General features: G+C 39.8%; 17 protein-coding genes. 11 read left to right on the forward strand and 6 right to left on the reverse strand.

Translation table 11 applies throughout. From position 1 onward, the window contains the following. Positions 1-509: 509 nt before the first annotated feature. Genes ACZ5WS_RS17835 through ACZ5WS_RS17845 form a run of 3 tightly spaced genes read left to right on the forward strand, consistent with a single transcriptional unit; the run spans position 510 to position 2,778 of the window. Positions 510-854: a hypothetical protein gene (locus ACZ5WS_RS17835; protein WP_290170372.1), complete on the forward strand. Its 345-nt coding sequence runs from the start codon at positions 510-512 to the stop codon at positions 852-854. Beyond that, entirely contained in the window at positions 851-2,440 is a 1,590-nt protein-coding gene (locus ACZ5WS_RS17840; RefSeq protein ID WP_464711627.1) for a PepSY-associated TM helix domain-containing protein, read from the forward strand. The genes ACZ5WS_RS17835 and ACZ5WS_RS17840 overlap by 4 nt, the downstream gene beginning before the upstream one ends. Further along, entirely contained in the window at positions 2,437-2,778 is a 342-nt protein-coding gene (locus tag ACZ5WS_RS17845; protein WP_464711629.1) for a DUF3325 domain-containing protein, read from the forward strand. The genes ACZ5WS_RS17840 and ACZ5WS_RS17845 overlap by 4 nt, the downstream gene beginning before the upstream one ends. A 220-nt stretch (positions 2,779-2,998) precedes the next feature. On the opposite strand, the gene ACZ5WS_RS17850 is transcribed toward ACZ5WS_RS17845, so the two are convergent. Further along, positions 2,999-3,532 (reverse strand): lipocalin family protein, encoded by a 534-nt coding sequence (locus tag ACZ5WS_RS17850; RefSeq protein WP_464711631.1) that lies wholly within the window; start codon positions 3,530-3,532, stop codon positions 2,999-3,001. A 68-nt stretch (positions 3,533-3,600) separates the two neighbouring features. Here ACZ5WS_RS17850 and ACZ5WS_RS17855 point away from each other — a divergent pair, with 68 nt between their 5' ends. Continuing rightward, entirely contained in the window at positions 3,601-4,056 is a 456-nt protein-coding gene (locus ACZ5WS_RS17855; protein WP_138606442.1) for a YaiI/YqxD family protein, read from the forward strand. 1 nt (position 4,057) lies between these two features. After that, positions 4,058-4,588 carry a DUF6942 family protein gene (locus ACZ5WS_RS17860; protein WP_464711632.1) on the forward strand — a complete coding sequence of 177 codons (531 nt, stop codon included), beginning with the start codon at positions 4,058-4,060 and terminating at the stop codon, positions 4,586-4,588. A gap of 22 nt (positions 4,589-4,610) precedes the next feature. Here ACZ5WS_RS17860 and ACZ5WS_RS17865 read toward each other — a convergent pair whose 3' ends face one another. Beyond that, positions 4,611-5,252 carry a LysE family translocator gene (locus ACZ5WS_RS17865; RefSeq protein WP_138622193.1) on the reverse strand — a complete coding sequence of 214 codons (642 nt, stop codon included), beginning with the start codon at positions 5,250-5,252 and terminating at the stop codon, positions 4,611-4,613. A 114-nt stretch (positions 5,253-5,366) separates the two neighbouring features. On the opposite strand from ACZ5WS_RS17865, the gene ACZ5WS_RS17870 reads away from it, so the two are divergent. Both ACZ5WS_RS17870 and ACZ5WS_RS17875 read left to right on the forward strand, forming a co-directional pair. Then, on the forward strand, positions 5,367-5,810 hold the full coding sequence (locus tag ACZ5WS_RS17870; RefSeq protein ID WP_226916194.1) for an Lrp/AsnC family transcriptional regulator: 444 nt from the start codon (positions 5,367-5,369) through the stop codon (positions 5,808-5,810). 290 nt (positions 5,811-6,100) lie between these two features. Next, positions 6,101-6,310, forward strand: coding sequence for a cold-shock protein (locus ACZ5WS_RS17875; protein ID WP_008110773.1), 210 nt, complete (start codon positions 6,101-6,103; stop codon positions 6,308-6,310). Between the two features lie 100 nt (positions 6,311-6,410). Here the strand turns inward: ACZ5WS_RS17875 and ACZ5WS_RS17880 are convergent, their stop codons facing one another. The 4 genes from ACZ5WS_RS17880 to ACZ5WS_RS17895 all read right to left on the reverse strand — a co-directional run bounded on the left by ACZ5WS_RS17880 (position 6,411) and on the right by ACZ5WS_RS17895 (position 12,274). Next, complete coding sequence (locus tag ACZ5WS_RS17880) at positions 6,411-7,067, reverse strand: class I SAM-dependent methyltransferase (protein ID WP_464711635.1); 657 nt, start codon at positions 7,065-7,067, stop codon at positions 6,411-6,413. Between the two features lie 9 nt (positions 7,068-7,076). Then, positions 7,077-10,727: an AAA family ATPase gene (locus tag ACZ5WS_RS17885; protein ID WP_464711637.1), complete on the reverse strand. Its 3,651-nt coding sequence runs from the start codon at positions 10,725-10,727 to the stop codon at positions 7,077-7,079. Then, complete coding sequence (locus ACZ5WS_RS17890) at positions 10,724-11,971, reverse strand: exonuclease SbcCD subunit D C-terminal domain-containing protein (RefSeq protein WP_464711639.1); 1,248 nt, start codon at positions 11,969-11,971, stop codon at positions 10,724-10,726. Before ACZ5WS_RS17890 ends, ACZ5WS_RS17885 begins: the two co-directional genes overlap by 4 nt. A 66-nt stretch (positions 11,972-12,037) precedes the next feature. After that, positions 12,038-12,274 carry a hypothetical protein gene (locus tag ACZ5WS_RS17895; RefSeq protein WP_010388711.1) on the reverse strand — a complete coding sequence of 79 codons (237 nt, stop codon included), beginning with the start codon at positions 12,272-12,274 and terminating at the stop codon, positions 12,038-12,040. 404 nt (positions 12,275-12,678) lie between these two features. Here ACZ5WS_RS17895 and ACZ5WS_RS17900 point away from each other — a divergent pair, with 404 nt between their 5' ends. The 4 genes from ACZ5WS_RS17900 to ACZ5WS_RS17915 all read left to right on the forward strand — a co-directional run bounded on the left by ACZ5WS_RS17900 (position 12,679) and on the right by ACZ5WS_RS17915 (position 17,642). Then, positions 12,679-15,123 (forward strand): M1 family metallopeptidase, encoded by a 2,445-nt coding sequence (locus tag ACZ5WS_RS17900; RefSeq protein WP_464711642.1) that lies wholly within the window; start codon positions 12,679-12,681, stop codon positions 15,121-15,123. 2 nt (positions 15,124-15,125) lie between these two features. Then, entirely contained in the window at positions 15,126-15,620 is a 495-nt protein-coding gene (locus ACZ5WS_RS17905; protein WP_138606453.1) for a DUF6702 family protein, read from the forward strand. 226 nt (positions 15,621-15,846) lie between these two features. After that, positions 15,847-16,464: an HAD family hydrolase gene (locus ACZ5WS_RS17910; protein ID WP_138606455.1), complete on the forward strand. Its 618-nt coding sequence runs from the start codon at positions 15,847-15,849 to the stop codon at positions 16,462-16,464. A gap of 452 nt (positions 16,465-16,916) precedes the next feature. Continuing rightward, positions 16,917-17,642, forward strand: coding sequence for a YebC/PmpR family DNA-binding transcriptional regulator (locus ACZ5WS_RS17915; protein WP_464711644.1), 726 nt, complete (start codon positions 16,917-16,919; stop codon positions 17,640-17,642). Positions 17,643-17,832 lie beyond the last annotated feature (190 nt).

Raw genomic sequence — 17,832 nt, forward strand, 5'->3', positions numbered from 1 at the left:
TTAAAAGTATAAAACTTAATTTTTTACGCACGTTTTTTCAGCGTTTTGCTTCATTTTTAGCTCTCTCAGTTAATCAGTTAGTAAAAAATCGGTTTATATAGGCGATATTTTATACCTTGTTAGTAAAATACTGATCCTAGATTATCTGAAGGATACTTAATGTTTAAAAGGTCTTTAATTATTAACTGCTTGTATCAAAACTTCTGTTTGGGCTGTGTAAAAACTCATTAAAAAAAGTGCTTTTAGCTAAATTTTAATTTCATATACTGACGGATGTTTACTGCGCCTATATATATTTCGTCGGTAACAACAACACATCTAGGAAGGCCTTTCCTTATACGTGTTGTTTTATTACTGGTTGTTAATCTTAATGTAGATCAGCATTTAACTAACTCAATTTAATGCTTATCACTGCATTCAAATACAAATAAGAATTACTATCTTTTGTGTTTGTTGGCGTTATAATATCGCCATCTTTTTTAGCTATGTTTAAAAGGAATTCGCAGTATATGCAGGCCTCTAACCGTCTTTTAGACTTTCCCAAACCCGCTTTTTCTATGTTATGGCAATTTATGCAGCGCTTTAACTATAAATTAGCGGTTTTATCGCGTTTTTTTGTCGCCATTGTGGGCGGGTATTTTTTTACTGCCGTCAGTGTGTCGCTGTTAAGTGTTGTGGTGCCGGTCTCTAAAGTTGACGCGGTTCTTTTAAGTGTGTCTGCGAGTATTTTAATTTATGCACTGGTGTTTATTTATAGTTTTTATCTTCAGTCGTTAAAAACAGTTTGGATCAGTATTTTACTAAGTGTTGCAGTGCAATTTTTTATATTGTCGTTAATGAAGGGATGGTTATGAAAGGGAGTTTTTTTCGCTCAATGACCTGGTTACATACATGGGTAGGTTTACTCGTGTGTTGGTTACTGTATTTAATATTTTTTGCAGGCACCATCAGCTTTTTTAGAGATGAAGTTAGTTTATGGAATCAGCCAAGTATTCATAATATTGAGCAGCAGACAGACCGTATTGGCGCGCAACAGCAACAAATAATAAGCGGCGTTGAGTATTTAAATTCGCAAGCACCTAATGCGCCTAATTGGCGTATAACACTCCCAGAAGAACGTGTACCCTATTTAACGTATGGTTATGCTAAGCCAAAAGAGCCAGGGCAGCGCAGAGCGTCTTTTGAAAACACCCGTATAGATCCAAATTCCATGCAGCCTTTAGCACCCTTTGTAGATACCCGAGGGGGAAATTTCTTTTATCGCCTGCATTTTGATTTACATTATATTGATGTAAAAACAGCGCGTTGGATTGTGTGTTTTGCAAGCTTGTTTATGCTTATTGCATTGATATCAGGGATAGTAATTCATAAACGAATTTTTAAAGATATGTTTGTTTTTAGAGCTAATAAAGGCAGTCGTAGCTGGTTAGATGTACATAATTTAAGTTCTGTATTTGCCTTACCGTTTCATTTAATGATTACCTATACCGGCATTATTACTCTGATATTTATGATATTTCCCTACCCCGCGCAAACCGTTTATGAAAATGGAATACGTGGTTTTTTCAATGATGTTTCGCCAAGTAGTCCTGTAACAGAATCATTGCAAGGTACTGCACCTTTAGTGCCTATCAATACTGTTTTAGATCAGGTTTATACTAAGTGGCCAGAGGCTGATATAACTCGGGTAATTATTAATAACCCGAATAAAGCCGCTGCAACTATTATGGTTTTGGTGAGCCCTGGGAAAACATTAAGGGATCAATCACCCCGTTTAATTTTTAGCGGAGCGAGTGGTGAACTTGTTGCTCAAACTGATGATGAACTCACTGGCAGTAAGGCGCTATATGAATCATTAAACTCAATGCATACTGGGCGTTTAGCAGAACCATTATTACGTGTTTTATATTTCTTAGGCGGCATTGCCGGCTGCATAATGATAGCGACAGGCTGCATAATGTGGGCTAAGCGCTTACGCGAAAGAATGAAAAAAAATACTCAACCATCTTGGGGGCTAAAGCTCGTTGAAGGGTTAAATCTAGGAACATTGATGGGATTACCCTTGGCTACATCGGCTTTCTTTTTGGCTAATCGTTTACTTGGCAAACAGGTTGATGAGCGCGCGGATAAAGAAATACTCGCTTTCTTTTTAACTTGGCTATGTGTGTTCATCATTGCCTTTGTAAAGCGTGACAAGTTGCAGTGGTGTGTGATGGCTGCCATAAACAGTATTGCTTGCTTTAGTGTGCCACTTGTTAATGCGATAACAACAGAGGGTAATATATTCAGTTACTTGCGTAACGAGCAGTGGGCATTATTTATGTTTGATAGCCTTTTTCTAGCAATTGGTTTGCTGTTTTTGTTACAAACCGAAAAATTACGTACTGCTCTGCAAGCTAAAAAACCAACTCCAATAAATACTCAGGAGCAAAAGGTATGATTGCCTTGCTTCCTTTTAGTTTATGTTTGCTGGCTTTTAACTGCTTTGCGCTGGCTAAGTTTAATCATTTTAAGGATGTTTTTAATAAGCGCCCCACTCAACAGCAGCGTTTGGTTTTATTGAGTATTGCTTGGATCAGTATTTTACTAAGTTTGCTGTTATGTGTTAACGAATTACAAGGTTATGGTGGTTTGCAATTTTGTGGCTATATGACGTTAAGTGCTTTAATTGTAATGATTTTTTATAGCTTTTTGGTGAGGTTAACTAAACTTTTTAACTTACTCATATTAGTAATATTGGCCATGAGTACGTTATTTTTTGGTTTAAATGGGCTTTAGTTAGTAAAAACCTGATCCCAAAAAATAGGCTAAATTGCGGAAAAAAATGGCAAGCCATCAGGCTTGCCAATTAAAAAAGGGGGATTGTCATTATGTCTTCACCTGCCTGTCTCTTTGCAGATGCGGCTAATATAGCCTTGCTTTATTTAACTTACCTTACAGTAAGGTGATCGTTTTATTACAGCTAAGGTTATTTATCATACTCTCATGTAAACCCCCTTTACAGCGGTTTTTGATTTACCCAAATAATTTCGTCAGTTGCAAACCCAAGCGCCTTTACTTGGCTTAAAAAGTGCTGCTTAAGCTCTTTGCTTACTGTTGGTGTGCGTGATAAAAACCATAAGTAATCTTTGCTATAACTGGTAATAAAGGCATATTGATAATCAGGTTGGTCGAGCTCAAAAATAATATAGGCACCATAAAACGGCCCAAAAAATGACACTTTAAAATGCCCTGTATCGGTGTTTTCTACAAATTTAGCTAAGCCTTCGGCTTCGTCCCACTGCTGATCTTTGCTAATAAATCCTTTGTTTAATACCTTTACCGTTCCATCATCGTTAATTGAGTAGGTGGCTGTTACTTGTTCCATCCCTTGTTCAAAAGAGTGGTCTAATCGTGCTATCTCATACCACTTGCCTTGGTACTTTTCTAAATCAAAGTTTTTAACAGGGGTTATTCCTTCAGGTGCGCTGGTACAGGCACTGAGTAAAAACATAGCAGTAATAAATAATACGGTTTTAAAAGCGAGTTTCATGTTGTTTCCTTTTCTTTAGAAATTGCTATAGGATCGCTCTAATACTAAAGCAATTTAAAGAACTTAGCATGAAAATTTGGGTTGATGCTGACGCTTGTCCGGTGGTAATAAAAGAAATTTTATTTAGAGCTGCAGAGCGTACGCATACAGAAACAATACTGGTTGCAAATCATGCCATGCGCATTCCACCATCAAAATTTATTAGCCGACTGCAAGTGTCATCAGGCTTTGATGTGGCTGATGATGAAATAGTTAAACGAGTTGAAAAGGGTGATTTAGTGATCACTGGAGATATTCCGCTAGCTAGCGAAGTGATTGATAACGGCGGCCAAGCGCTTAATCCGCGCGGTGAGCTTTACACCACTGAAAACATTCGCTCCTTACTAAATGTACGCGACTTTATGGATACTATGCGCTCAAGCGGCGTAGAAATGAGTGGCGGGCCGCCTCCGTTAAGCCAAAGTGACAGACAAAACTTTGCTAATAATCTTGACCGTATTTTAGCGCAAAATAAGAGTAGTTAAGGTGAGCAGGCAGTTAATAGGGTTAGGTGATGACTCATTTAGAGTTGCTGTGTATGTCGCAAAAGCGCCCCCTATGCCCTACTTTGAAACACTAGAGCAGCTAGAGCCTGTGGTTAGTGGGCAAATAAACAGTATAAATCAGCACTGTGGCAATGGCTGGCGAAAAGTCTTTAATGTGTACGCTAAAGTGTTATTTGCGCTGCCAAGCGAGTATTACTCATTTGCTAAACAAGCAGTAAGCTGGCAAGCATATCGAGATGAGCTGTTGTTACAACAGCATAGCAAGACGGCATTACTATTTAGCACACCGGTGCTTACTGAGAGTAAAAACCAGTTGCACATTATTGCTGGGCGAACTCACGCTAAAAACTTAATACAACAAGGTAAATTAAACGCCCAATTTGATTGGCTTGATGATGAGTTTGCTATAGATAAAAGCCAGAATATTATTGTGTGCCCCTATTTTGATTATAGGCAGCTGAGTAATATTAAAATTGCCCGTTTGAGTGAATTAGTGGCTCAGTTAAGATAAGCCACTTTCTTTTTTGCTACTGTTACACGACGTGAGTTAGTTTTTGTGCGCTATCAACTAGCATTAGTGAGCCCAAAATAAACAGTACACATGCCGATGCACGCCCAAACTTAAGGGACAATGCGGGATTGTTACTAAGGATTTTTCTGGCACTTATCCCTATTAACCAATACACCAACGCACAGCCTACTAAATGAATTACACTCAGTACCAGCAATTGTTCAGTGATAGAAAACGATAAAGTTGGCAACACAAACTGTGGTAACAAGGCTAAAAATAACAGCATGACTTTAGGGTTTAAACCACTAATAATAAAACCCTTTCTCATCCACTTTAGAGGGGTGTCTGAGGTGTGTTGTTGGCCATCGTTATAGGCAGCAGGCATAGGAGGAAATCGGTACAGTGATGTAGCAATCCAAATTATGTATAAAGCACCGAACAAGGTTAACAGCTTTATAAAAATGTCATGTGAAGCTAATAGCGCACCTAACCCTACCACTACTATTAAACTGGCCATTAAATGCCCAAGTATTAACCCCGCTACCGCAGGAACAATTTTATCGCCTGCTATTCCTGCACTAATTGTATAAGCCCAATCTGCACCAGGGGTGAGAACAAACAAAATTGATACCAGCCAAAAAGAAAAAATAATATTAATATCCATAGCGCTATAACCTAAAATAAGTGAGTAGCTATTTTATTCCTTTCTGATGAGTAAAAGTTACTGTATTTTACTAATATAAGCGTTCATTTTAGGAAATAATCAACTATGGATACCATGGATAGGAAAATTCTTGCCGAATTACAAGTTGATGGCAGACTTACCCTCTCTGAATTGGCTGATCGTGTTGGGCTAAGCGTATCGCCCTGTCACCGCCGTGTTAAAGAGCTTGAGAAAAGCAAAGCAATTGTGGGTTACCGTACCGAAATATCACCTGAGAAAGTGGGTTTAAACTTTTCTGCGTTAGTATTTATTACTATTAAAGAGGGCGATAAAGTGTCGTTAAGCAAATTAGAGCAAGCAGTGGATGCTATTCCTCAGATCACCAATGCTCAGCGGCTATTCGGTACACCTGATTACCTGTTACATGTCGTTACTAAAGATTTAGCCGCGTTCCAACAACTCTACGATGACAAGCTATCAGCCCTACCAGGTGTACAACGTTTAACCTCAACCATTGTAATGAAAGATATTGTAAGAGCGCGTAATTTGCACTTTTAACAGGTTACGTTTTAACACGAAGTTTAAAAAGTTAAGCCGAGGACGCTGTAAAGCCTATTATGAGAGGCTTTACCGTTGTATATAAAAATAAAGTATAAATAAAGCTTGTTATAAACTGTATTGCTGTTATTCTGCTTGCCATCGGGTTGATAGAAAGCCCAATTTATTTGTAAGTACCACGTTGTTATTAGTAATAATCCTTCGCGATATCCTCAAGTTAAATGTTTGTTTTCTTCCTGTTAAACGCCTATTTTAAGGCAATTTTTTATTTATTTTTTTAGGATATTATTATGTCTAATACAACTACTGGTACTGTAAAATTTTTCAACGAAGCTAAAGGTTTTGGTTTTATTGAGCAAGAGTCTGGCCCAGACGTTTTCGCACATTTCAGCGCAATCTCAGGCGACGGTTTCAAAACTTTAGCTGAAGGCCAAAAAGTACAGTTCAGCGTAACTCAAGGTCAAAAAGGCCCGCAAGCTGAAAACATCGTTTGCATCTAATTTAAAGGGAGTGGGCTTTAAAGCGCACTCACCACGCTAAACTAACGTTAAGCGATAAAGCTAATATCAATACGATATTAGCTTTTTTTTTGAAAAAAATTTATACCACGTACCCACTAAAACCAAGTGCTTTAAAGTACAGTTTTGGAATGCCAAAGCCACATTCATTAAGTAACTCACTAAAACGCATCCGATCAAGCGGGTAAAACTCACGCTCTAAGTTATGTGCCATTTGCGTTTTTCCTGCTTCACTAAGGCCAAGCTCTTTGCATGCATTAAGTTGTGCCTCTCGTTCAAACGGGGTTTCTGGGCGCATTAAATCAGCAATAAATACTGGTGCAGATTTTTTAAGATTATTTTTAATCCCCTTTAATAACTGCTTCTTATCGCCGTTATCTTCAACAAAATGCATCACCAATAAACATAATACCGCGTCGGCTTTAACTTTTAATTTATCTACTGGTTGGCACTCAATGCTGATACGTGCATCAATACCTTGCTCTATAAAGCGTTGCTTAGCAATGGCTAACATGTCGGCCGAGGTATCTTGAGCGGTAAACTGCCATGTAGAATTAATATTCGCCAGCGCTGCGATTTCTTTACCTGTGCCTGCGCCTACCACTAAAATATGGGCGTTATCAGTTAACGTAGCGCTTAGCTGTGCGATGGTTAGTTGATGTAATAGCTCGTAACCTGGGACTAAACGGGTAATACGGTTATCATACTCTTGTGATTCTTCGCCTGTAAAAGTGGGCATACTATTTCCTTAAATTACGTTTATGGTGGAGTATCCACCCGGTTTTTTAGCGACATAAATTTGCGTTGCAACGCGTTCGCTCATTTCACTTACATGTGAAATCACACCGACCTTTCTACCTTGCGCTTGCAGTGAATCTAGCGCGTCCATTGCAATACTAAGTGTTTCACTATCTAGTGTACCAAAGCCTTCGTCAACAAATAACGAGTTAATTTGCACTTTGTTTGAAGATAAAGAGGCCAGCCCTAATGCAAGTGCCAACGATACTAAAAACGACTCTCCTCCAGAGAGTGTATTAACCGAACGCTGTTCATCGGCCATATCGCGGTCAATAATCGCTATATCAAGTGAGTCAGCTATTGCTGTGAGTTCGTAACGCTTATTCAGCGTTTTTAAATGGCTATTAGCATAATGTAGCAATATTTTTAGTGTTTGTGTTTGCGCTAAATTACGCATTGTTTTGCCGGTTGCATCACCGAGCACTTTATTAAGTAAATGCCATTGTTCTACTTGTTGTTTAAGCTTGCTTAGCTCAGCCTGCTTGCCCTCAAGAGCTTTTGCATTTTGGTTGTGCTGCTCGATGGCAGTATTAATCGTAAGTAAGTTATTGTGTAATTGTGTTTGCTGCACAGTTAATTGAGTTTGTTGCTCAATTAACTGTGCTTCGCTGTGTGCTGGCTTATTATTTTGCTGATGCTGCTCATTGGCATTTTGCTGTTGTTTTAGCGCAGCATGAGCATCAACTAATGCTTGAGATAACTGCTCGCTATGCTTTAGCTGCTCTTTAATATCGTCATTACTTATAGCCAGTAGCATCTCGATTTGCTGATGGCTAATATCAGCATAAAGCGCGCTAAACTCTTCAAACCAAGCACTATAGCGTGTTTCAAGTGTGGTTAGCTCTTGGCTGTTATCGGCGAAGCGCTGCTCAAGGTTTTTAAGCGTAATAGCGTGCTCATCGCGCTGTTTTACGGCGCTATCGTGTGCCTGTTGACTCTGATTTAATTCACTCTGGCACTGCTCTACTTGTCTATTCAGCTGAGCCTGGTAGTCATCAGCGCTAATCGTTTGGTTATCGAATAACGCTAAGCGTTGTTGCTGGGTATTGTTGTGTTGTTGCTGTGCCTGGGTTAAATCGTCGTTGAGCGTGCTAATTTGCTGCTCAGCTTTGGTCATAAGCGGGGTTAGCTGCTGCAGCTGTAAATTGGCGCTGTCTAGCTGCTTTTGAGTTTGCTCAAGTTGTAGTTGCTGATGTTGATACTGCTCTACTTGCTCACCTAATTCGCTTAGCGTTAACGCGCCGGTTTGTAATGTTTGCCAAAATTGACTGTTTTCAAAATGAGAATTCAGCTCACTTATAAGTGTTTCGCTTTGGCTGAGCAATTCCTGGTGCTTATTATTAAGCATGGTGAGCTGATTGTTCAGTTCAACATGCTGGGTATTTAATTGTTGCTGAGCAGTCTGTTCTTTTTTAACCGTGTTTTGCAGTTGGTTAACCGTTTCTTGCAACTGGCTTTGTTGTTTTTGTGCTGCAAAGTACTGCGCTTTTTGCTCGCTTAATTGTTTATGGGTGTCATCAAGCTGCTCAACGCTCAAGTCATTAAGATCTGTTTTAGCCGCTTGCATGGTGTTTTTAATGTCTAACATTTTGGCTTGGGTATCAGCAATCGCTTGGCTTTGCTGCTTATGCTCTGCGACTAAAACAGCATGCTGCGTTTGATGTTGATGTAGCTGGGTTTGTGCATCTAAGTGCTGCTGCTTAGCGCCAGTATAAGTATTTTCAAAGTCGGTTATTAAGTTATTAAAAGGTTGGCTTTGATTGTTTGCAAACGGGTGCTCAGTGGCTCCACAAACCGCACATGCCTCATTAGGCAGTAGTTGTGCGCGTAAATGTTCAACATGTTCACTCGCACGCAGCCGTGCTTGATTAAGCGATTGCTCGGTGTGTTTAAGTGCTTGCTCTTTTCTGCTTAATTGCTCACGCAGTGTGATGTTAGTTTGTTCACTCTGAGTTAGCTTTTCTGCTGTAGTACTTTGTTGCTGCACTGTGTGCTTTAGTTCTTGATTAAATTGCTTATAACGCGCTCGTTGCTCTTTTAAATAATCAATATTTTTAAGCTGATTATCACACTGCTCAATATTGAATTGCTCTTGCTGTTGGGTGAGTTTATTTAGGTTTTGTTTTTCAGTGCTTAGCACTTGCTCTGCATGTTCAAGCTGTTTATTTTGCTCATTAAGGTTGGTAGCGAGTGTGCTTAGCTGCAAAGTAGTTGCTTGCTTTTGTTGCTCGAGTATTTTTAATTGCGTTGTAGTATTAAAAAACTGCTTAAAGCTGTGATTAAAATAGTTCCAATCAGTGGCCAATGGCTTTAGTTGATTGTTTTCCTGTAACCATTGCTGATGCTGAGCACTTTGTGTTGTTGCCTGTTCTACGCTGAGTTTATTTTGTTGTAACTGCTGTTGTAATTCGCTTAATTGCTGCTGCTCTTTGGCTTTTTGTTGTGTCAGGCTTGTTATACTTTGCGTAAAAATAGCTAATTGACTGTCGAGCTCACGTGCCTTTGTAATCAGTGGCTCAGCCGTTTGTTTTTGTTGTTTTGCTGTTGCTAAGTCGCTTTGTTGTTTTTTAACCTTACTTGCTTGTTCATTAATAAGCGCGGCATGATCCAGCGCGTTTAATTCCTTTATTTGCGAATTTAACTGGCTGTTTTGCACCGTTAAGCTTTTAAAGCGCTGGCGATTGTCTTTAATTTCAAGCGCACTTTGTGCTTGTTTTGCTTGCTCACTTTGTGCTTTAACCGCATTTAGTGCATCACTTGCTTGTTGCTCGTTTTGTTGAGCCGCTATTAATGCTTGCTCTAAACTGTGTGCTTGTTTATACCAATTAACACCCTGCTCTGTGCTGGCCAACGTTGTTTTTATGTGTTCAGTTTGTTTTTTAAGTTCATCAAGAGTTTGTTTTTTCTCACTTAGCTCTTCATCAGACAATAACGCATAACTGGCTAAGCTGGCTGTTAGTAATTCAAATTTATCTTTAACTGCTTTATTACGCTCAAATATACGTTGGCCAATTCGACTAAATTTATCGGTGCCAGTAAGGCACTCTAAAAGTTGTGCGCGCTCATCGCCGGTGGCTTTTAAAAAGGCGGCAAACTCATGTTGTGCTAGTAGCACTGCACGGGAGAATTGCTCAAAAGTGAGGCCTATTTTATTTTCAATGGCTTTGATGGTGTTGCTTTTGTCGGCAATTAAGGTTTCATCAGGTAAGCTATGCAAAGTATGCTCGGCTACTTTTAGTTTGCCGGTTACTTTTTTATGCGTGCGTTGAATACTGTAGCGTGCTCTATAAAGTTGCTGATCTTGCCCGCTAAAGTCCACTTCCGCATAGCCTTCCCATTTCCCACGGCGCAATAAATTGCGGGCATCGTTAAGCTTTATGTTGTCGCCGTTAAAATCAATTAGGTTACCTTTGTCGCCTTTCAAACGAGCAGTTTTCGTATAAAGCGCTAAACAAATGGCATCAAGTACGGTACTTTTTCCCGCGCCGGTGTCACCTGTAATGGCAAATAAACCTGCGTCTTTGAGTGGGGATGCTAAAAAGTCGATTTCGGCATCAGCAATGGAGGCTAAGTTATGAATACGCACGGCGGTTATTTTCATAGTAGCTGCTCCTGTTCAAGTTCATCAATAACGTTGGTTAATAGTGCTTTTAATTCATTGGGAACAGTTTCGCCAGCCATATCTTTGTCGTTATTAAAGGCTTGTTCGAGCAAATTAATTGGGTTGAGCATTTCCACAAAGCTTAAATCCTCAAATACCGTTTCTGAAGAATTATTCACTTGCTGATCGCGTATCCGTTCTATACCGCAAAAGTTAACCTGTTTGCCTTTTAGTGCTTGCTCAATTTGCTCACGAAAAGTGGTGTCAATATCACTGGATTTTAGCTTTACTCGTAAGTACGGCGCTATTTCATACTGTTGTGTATCGAGTGCTTTTATTTGCTCGCATAGCTTGGCTAAAGGGACGCACTCCCCCTCGGGAAGTACAATCACTTCAGCGAGTCGAGGAATGTAAAGGGGGTTTACAGTGGTGCTTAGCGGTTGGTCTTTTTGTCCGTTAAACTTAACCACATTGACTTGATGGGTGTATTTCCTTTCTGAAAACGACATTGGAATAGGCGTACCGCTGTAGCGAATATGCTCATTTTTAGCCACTAACTGCGCTTTGTGTAAATGCCCTAGCGCTACGTAATTGGCTTTTGAACCAAATACCGACGCCGAAATGGCTTCTTCACCGCCAATGACTAAGTTACGCTCAGAATCACCAGAAATATTTCCACCTTTGGCATGCAAGTGACCCATAACAATTAAAGGCGTACTTTCATCGGTAAGCGTTAATGCATGTTCAAATGCTAGTTGGTAAGCTTTAGCAACGCCTTGTGCGTAACTAGGGCCATCCTCGCTCTGGCTAAACGTACTTATATCGCTGGTTCGTAAAAACGGCATAGCGATTACTACAGCGTGTTTGTAGTTATTATTAATTGTTATTACCACGTCATTTGGATTGGCGGGATCAAACCGGCCTACAACATGGGTATCAAACTGGGCTAATAAGGGCTGAGCAGCCAAAATACGATTAGCAGAGTCATGATTGCCGGCAATTATGACCACGTGTAATTGTGGGCACTGTGCTTTGGCATTTTTTATAAATTGATAGAGTTGGTTTTCGGCGCTAGCACTGGGGGTGGCAGTATGATAAATATCGCCCGCAACAAGCAATAAATCGATTTGTTGGCTAACGAGAGTGGTTAATAACCAAGAGAAAAAAGCATGATGTTCATGACGGCGATCATGTTCATAAAATTGCTGACCTAAGTGCCAGTCTGAAGTGTGAAGAACTTTCATTTTGCGCTCTTAAAAAACCATAAGAGCGCCAATATACCCAAGGCAATTAAAGATGCAAGTATCGCTTTAGGTTAAAGTATACCAAGCAATAAAAATAACTGGCAAAGCTGCGAGCGCAATTGTTAAAGGCCACTTTAATGCCTTCGCTTTTTTGGCCTGTAATACTGCTAGTGCGTTTGTTTCATTACAAGCAGCCACTTTATCAATATACAGGTAGCCTGAGTTAATATACTGCTTACAATTTTGCACGTCTGCAGGTATTGCAATTAGTTTTTGCTGCTTTTTTAGGACATAAAAATCCATAAACTCACCACACTTAATACGACTAGTTAGAACAAAAAATATTTGAGAGAAACACTAAAAAAGTACCCTCAAATTAAAAAAGTGGGCGATTCTAATTACAAACCATAGTAAAGATCAACCTAAAACTGCGTTTTTTAGTATTTTTAATGAAAATAGCTGTGTTTTTTCATTTTATCTCTACTTTTAGTGATACTCAGCCTATTTTGTAAACCCCCTTTACAGCTTAGTTTTTTATGTAAATTGCTAAACAATTTAGTTAAATGTTGTTGTGTAAAACAGTGTTTTTTATATTTACATAAAGGTGTGGAATATCACCCTATAAAAGTAGGGTTTTATCGCTATTTTATTGAAGCTTAGCTGTAAATTTGTCACAGTAGCGTCACTAAAATCGATCAGGATTAACAATGAAGAAAAATTTATTTACATTGAGTGCGTTTGTATTGCCTTTGGCAATGGCGAGCTCTGTGATGGCCTCATCTGTTGAACAGACTAAAGGCAGCTATGTTGATAAGTTTCGTCAACTAGATGAAGCTTTGCCTACCCCTAATGTTTACCGAAGTGCCGCAGGTGCACCGGCAGAAAATTACTGGCAACAACGGGTTGATTACGATATTGATGTAAAGCTTGATGAGCAAAAGCGTCGTTTAACGGGGAGTCAAACAATTGAATATAAAAATAACTCACCCCATACGCTTAAATATTTATGGCTACAGCTTGATCAAAACATTTTTAAAAATGACTCGATTGCAGAAACCACGCAAACTTTTAAAAGTACCCTGCAGAACGAACCGGATGCCAAGCCTGCTAAACTAAGCTTAGGTGATTTACGTCGTCAGCAGTTTATGAACGACAATGAGCTGGGTTACACCATTAGCAATGTTAAAGATGAAGATGGTAAAGCGCTTCGCGTAACGGTTGTTGATACTTTAATGCGTATAGACTTAAACACGCCACTTAAACCGGGTAAATATGTTGAGTTTAGTATGGACTTCGCGTTTAACTTGGTTGAAGAAGATGCGGTAGGTGCACGTGCAGGTTATGAACACTTTGAAGAAGACGGTAACGATATTTTCCTAGTGGCACAGTGGTTCCCTCGTTTAGCTGCGTATACTGATTACGAAGCATGGACCAACAAACCATTTCTAGGTAGCGGTGAATTCACCTTGGAATTTGGCGACTACGACGTTGAAATTACGGTTCCTGCAGATCATATTGTATCGGCAACCGGTAAGCTTGATAACCCTAGCTCAGTTTTAACCAGTACTCAGCGCAAGCGTTTAAAAAAAGCTGAAACAGCAAAACGTCCTGTATTTGTAGTTACTGAAGAAGAAGCGCTCGAAAACGAAAAAGCCGGTACAGACAAAACAAAAACGTGGCATTTTAAAGCTGAAAATGTTCGTGATTTTGCATGGGCGTCGTCACGTAAATTTATGTGGGATGCTAAAGGTTACCAACAAGGGGGGAATGAGCAACCACTGGTTATGGCTATGTCGTTTTTCCCTAAAGAAGGTGGCGATTTATGGAAGAAATATTCAACTGAATCTGTGGTACATACCATGGAAGTATATTCAAAATACTCATTTGATTACCCGTACCCAACTGCACAGTCAGTCAATGGTCCTGTAGGGGGTATGGAATACCCAATGATCACTTTTAATGGTCCACGTACAGATTTACAAGACGATGGCACGCGTACTTATTCTCAAGCAGAAAAGCGCTTTTTAATCGGGGTTGTTATCCACGAAGTGGGGCATATATATTTCCCTATGATTGTAAACTCAGATGAGCGTCAGTGGACCTGGATGGATGAAGGTTTAAATAGCTTTTTAGATGGTGTTGCTGGGCGTGAATGGGATCCAACCATTCCTTGGGGTGTTGAGCCACGTGATATTGTGGCGTACATGAAGTCTGAAACTCAAGTGCCTATTATGACGCAATCAGACAGTGTGCTTCGTTTAGGGCCTAATGCCTACACTAAACCAGCTGCAGCATTAAATATTTTACGTGAAGTTATTTTAGGTCGTGAATTATTTGATTTTGCGTTTAAAGAGTATGCACAGCGCTGGAAATATAAGCGCCCTACTCCAGCTGATTTTTTCCGTACTATGGAAGAAGCGTCAGGCGTTGATTTAGATTGGTTCTGGCGTGGTTGGTTTTACACCACAGACCATGTTGATATCTCGCTTGATAAAGTATATCAATTACGGTTAGACACCAAAAACCCTGATATCGACTTTAAGCGTTTACGTGATATTGAAGCGAATAAGCCAAGTTCATTATTTGTTGAGCGTAATCGCGCTGAAGGTAAAAAAACCTGGGTTGAGAAAAATCCAGATGTAACCGATTTTTATGACGAAAACGATCGCTTTACGGTTACCAATAAAGAACGTAATTCGTACAACAAATTTTTAAAAGGTTTAAAACCGTGGGAGCGAAAAACACTCGATCGCGCACTAGAAGAAGACAAAAACTACTATGTTATGGAGTTTTCAAATTTAGGCGGCCTAGTGATGCCGATTCTTTTAGAGCTAACTTATGAAGATGGCACTAAAGAAGAGCGTTACATTCCCGCAGAAATTTGGCGTCGTAACCACAAAAATGTACAAAAGCTGATTATTACCGACAAAAACAAACCGCTGACATCAGTAACGGTCGATCCAGGCTGGGAAACGGCAGATGTGAATGTAGAAAATAATCACTACCCTCGTCGTATTATTCCTTCACGTATTGAAGTGTACAAACGTGAAAAGAGTAAGGCAAAAGTAAGCCGCGATATCATGCAAGATATTAAAACTGAGCTGAAAAAAGACGAGCCAAAAGACGAAAAAAATAACGACGAGGATCAATAATAATGCGATTTTTGCTTATTATTGTTTGCTTTTTAATTGCTGCGCCGAGTATGGCGCATCAATTAAAATCATCTGTTACAACGATGTTATTTAATCAGCGCACGCACAATATTGAATTGATGCATCGTTTCTACTTACATGACACAGAGCATGCTGTTGGCAGTTTATTTAAAGGCAAGGTGGATATTATTGATAACAAGCGTGACCAAAAACGCTTTGCTAAATATGTTGAGTCTCATGTTGCTTTGCAAACCTTAGAGGGTGAACCACTTACGCTTAATTATGTAGGTGCACAAGTGGATGGTAAGTTCTTTTGGGTATACCAAGAAGCCACGATCCCCGATGAGATTGAAGGCATTAGAATGAGTAATGGCGCACTGCGCGATTTATGGCCTGCGCAAGTCAATATGGTAAATGTTGAGGGGCGAGGAAAAGTAAAAACATTAAACTTTAGTCAAGACGATACATGGCTTGAAGCACGATTTGAAACTAACTAACCCACTGCGCATCTTTTCTTAGGTGCGCATTTTTATACTGTTAGGTTAGCTGATCGCGTTAACTTACTTCATCGTAAAACCAACATAACAGAATCATACAAACCGAACTAATGTGTATCAAATGAGCTATACTGAGAGCGTAATGGATTAAGTTTTTTGTAATTGTCAATTGATATACATTTTTAATGTAAAGCAAATCCGCAAACTAGTTAGCACAAGGAATGAAATGAAAACGCAAATTGAGGCAATCAAAGGTGTTATTTTTGATTTAGACGGAACCTTAGTATCATCAGAATTAAACTTTTCATTAATTAAGGCACAAGTAGGTTGCCCAGCAGATCAAGACCTACTCGAGTATATAGAACAATTACCCTCGCCCTACATGCGTGAAGAAGCAATGAATATAGTGCATCAGCATGAGCTACTTGACGCACAAAACGCGAGTTTTTTACCTGGTGTTGTTGAAGCTGTCAATGCTCTGCAAGCAAAGAATATCCCCATGGCTATTGTAACGCGTAATTTTGATAAAGCGGCTTCATTGAAACTTCAGCATAATCCGTTGCCAATCGAAACGGTACTCACCCGAACCGACGCTCCTGCTAAACCCGATCCAAGTGCCTTACTAACGATTGCAAGCCAATGGGCAATGCCAGTTGATAATGTTATTTACGTTGGTGATTATTTATATGACATACAAGCGGCCCATAATGCAAAAATGCGAGCCTGTTTATATGCCCCCGATTTAACCCCCGCGTATGCTGAGCAAGCCGACTTTGTTATTCATGGGTTTGATGAATTAGTGTCGTTAGTTGAAAGTTACGCTGAAAAGATTGGGGTCTGTTGACCTTTTAAGGTTGAATTTGCAGCAGTCTGTTTGGTATTTAGGCAAGGCAGAGCCTATGTGGTGTGGTTACTCCCCATAAATAGGCGATAACGCAGCAGCAATGCCAAACAGGCGCTGCCTAGGGGCGATTTACTCTTTGTTGCCTACATGGATGTAGGTAAGGGGCGTGAGCAGGACGCGGAAGCTTTGCTCGGTTTTGACTTAGTCCACTAGGTTACAAACCTTGCGCCGCTATTAAATAGCCCCTAGTTTGAACAAATAGCAATCCGCAAAGGTTAACAGCCCCTAATTATGTTAAATTGCGCTTTATTTGATTTCGCTAATAGCATAACGGGTATTATTTAAATTAATACTCAACTGCTTTTGCACAGCATAGCATGTTGAACCACTAGCCCAATACGCTTTGAATTGGTAAAATATCAAAAACAGAACGTATTCAATAGAGGCACAAGATGGGCAGAGCATTTGAAGTCCGCAAAAGTTCGATGGCTAAAACAGCCAACGCGAAAACTAAAGTAAATTCGAAGTACGGTAAAGAAATTTACGTTGCAGCCAAAAGTGGTGAACCCGACCCCGATGTAAATCAAACATTGCGCCGCTTAATTGAAAAAGCCAAAAAAGACCAAGTTCCCGCGCACGTAATCGAAAAAGCAATAGAAAAAGCAGCCGGTGGGGCAGGGGAAGATTACTCAACTGCACGGTACGAAGGCTACGGCCCAGGTAATTGTATGGTGATTGTTGATTGTTTAACTGACAACCCTAATCGTACAATTAAAGATGTGCGCTTACCGTTTACTAAAACAGATTCGAAAATAGGCACACCTGGTTGTGTTGCTCATATGTTTGATCACCTAGCTGTTTTAGGGTTTGCAGGCGACGACGATGAAGTCGTGTTAGAAGCGCTGATGATGGCTGACGTTGATGTGACTGATGTAGAAGCCGAAGATGGCAAGGTGTCGGTGTTTGCACCGCATACTGAGTACTTTAAAGCTAAAACGGCATTAGAAGAAGCATTTGAAGGCATTAACTTTGAAGTTGATGAAATTACCTTTGTACCGCAAGTACATGTTGAAATTACTGATGAAGAAACGATTGCCAACTTTGATAAATTTATCAATATGCTTGAAGATTGCGATGACGTACAAAATGTTTATCACAACGCGACTATTAAGAATTAATTCGTAATGATTTAAAAACTAGTGAATAGTGATTATTCACACCCGTTATAAAAAATCAGCTTAGGGTCTGTTGACCTTTGCGGATTAAAATTTGCTCAAACTAGGGGCGGTTTAATCGCGGCGCGAGGTTTGTAACCTAGTGGGCTAAGTCAAAACCGAGCAACAAAGAGTAAATCGCCCCTAGGCAGAA

Source organism: Pseudoalteromonas sp. 11L1 (genome assembly GCF_055397545.1).

Bases quoted from the DNA above. Each gene is read 5' to 3' on its own strand.
- ACZ5WS_RS17835 (WP_290170372.1), top strand. From the start codon at position 510: ATGCAGGCCTCTAACCGTCTTTTAGACTTTCCCAAACCCGCTTTTTCT.
- ACZ5WS_RS17840 (WP_464711627.1), top strand. From the start codon at position 851: ATGAAAGGGAGTTTTTTTCGCTCAATGACCTGGTTACATACATGGGTA.
- ACZ5WS_RS17845 (WP_464711629.1), top strand. From the start codon at position 2,437: ATGATTGCCTTGCTTCCTTTTAGTTTATGTTTGCTGGCTTTTAACTGC.
- ACZ5WS_RS17850 (WP_464711631.1), bottom strand. From the start codon at position 3,532: ATGAAACTCGCTTTTAAAACCGTATTATTTATTACTGCTATGTTTTTA.
- ACZ5WS_RS17855 (WP_138606442.1), top strand. From the start codon at position 3,601: ATGAAAATTTGGGTTGATGCTGACGCTTGTCCGGTGGTAATAAAAGAA.
- ACZ5WS_RS17865 (WP_138622193.1), bottom strand. From the start codon at position 5,252: ATGGATATTAATATTATTTTTTCTTTTTGGCTGGTATCAATTTTGTTT.
- ACZ5WS_RS17870 (WP_226916194.1), top strand. From the start codon at position 5,367: ATGGATAGGAAAATTCTTGCCGAATTACAAGTTGATGGCAGACTTACC.
- ACZ5WS_RS17875 (WP_008110773.1), top strand. From the start codon at position 6,101: ATGTCTAATACAACTACTGGTACTGTAAAATTTTTCAACGAAGCTAAA.
- ACZ5WS_RS17880 (WP_464711635.1), bottom strand. From the start codon at position 7,067: ATGCCCACTTTTACAGGCGAAGAATCACAAGAGTATGATAACCGTATT.
- ACZ5WS_RS17885 (WP_464711637.1), bottom strand. From the start codon at position 10,727: ATGAAAATAACCGCCGTGCGTATTCATAACTTAGCCTCCATTGCTGAT.
- ACZ5WS_RS17890 (WP_464711639.1), bottom strand. From the start codon at position 11,971: ATGAAAGTTCTTCACACTTCAGACTGGCACTTAGGTCAGCAATTTTAT.
- ACZ5WS_RS17895 (WP_010388711.1), bottom strand. From the start codon at position 12,274: ATGGATTTTTATGTCCTAAAAAAGCAGCAAAAACTAATTGCAATACCT.
- ACZ5WS_RS17900 (WP_464711642.1), top strand. From the start codon at position 12,679: ATGAAGAAAAATTTATTTACATTGAGTGCGTTTGTATTGCCTTTGGCA.
- ACZ5WS_RS17905 (WP_138606453.1), top strand. From the start codon at position 15,126: ATGCGATTTTTGCTTATTATTGTTTGCTTTTTAATTGCTGCGCCGAGT.
- ACZ5WS_RS17910 (WP_138606455.1), top strand. From the start codon at position 15,847: ATGAAAACGCAAATTGAGGCAATCAAAGGTGTTATTTTTGATTTAGAC.
- ACZ5WS_RS17915 (WP_464711644.1), top strand. From the start codon at position 16,917: ATGGGCAGAGCATTTGAAGTCCGCAAAAGTTCGATGGCTAAAACAGCC.